This is a genomic window from Blautia sp. HCP3S3_B11, from assembly GCF_052064435.1.
GTDB lineage: Bacteria > Bacillota > Clostridia > Lachnospirales > Lachnospiraceae > Blautia_A.
Genome location: NZ_JBQHVP010000065.1, coordinates 1 through 529 on the forward strand (window position 1 = coordinate 1; position 529 = coordinate 529).

The following is a 529-nucleotide window of genomic DNA, read 5'->3' on the forward strand; positions in this document are numbered from 1 at the left end:
CATCCCACTCAGGGAAAGAAAGCATCCGGTCAATTATGCCGGAATAGTAATCCGTCATGCCTGTACTACGGTTGACGCATCCATAGTCAATAGTTCCTGTCTCTGCAAGCTCCTTCAACTGCAAAGCGGTCTTGACTTTGAAGTTGTAGCTGTCACGCTTCAGTCCTCCATGTTCATAGCTGTCCTTCTGCGCAAGCGTGTATTCTGCAAGCAGATCAGCATTGTAGGTGTCACAGCCATTTTCATTATGTTTACGAATAATGGCTTTAAACACTTTGTGCTTGGAATAGGTGGATGCTTCGGTAAATCCCTGTTCACGGCAGAGTGCCAAAGCATTTTCGACCAGTTCGTCAATTGTCTTTGTTCTCATTAAAAATCACCTCGATAATGATAGTCGGGCAATGCCCGCTGATTCCATTATCGTGGTGATTATAAGAGAAAAAAAGAGTTATCGTAAATTTTGACGGTTATTCTCTGCTGAAAACTACCATTGGCCTTTGGTTTTACGATAACTCTATATTTACGATAA

Annotated in this window: 1 protein-coding gene; it reads right to left on the minus strand. The window is 42.3% G+C overall.

The annotated features are described in order from the left end of the window. On the minus strand, window positions 1-370 hold a 370-nt coding region (locus tag ACTNC0_RS18270; protein ID WP_441088496.1), incomplete at its 3' end, for a hypothetical protein. Between the last annotated feature and the right edge of the window lie 159 nt (window positions 371-529).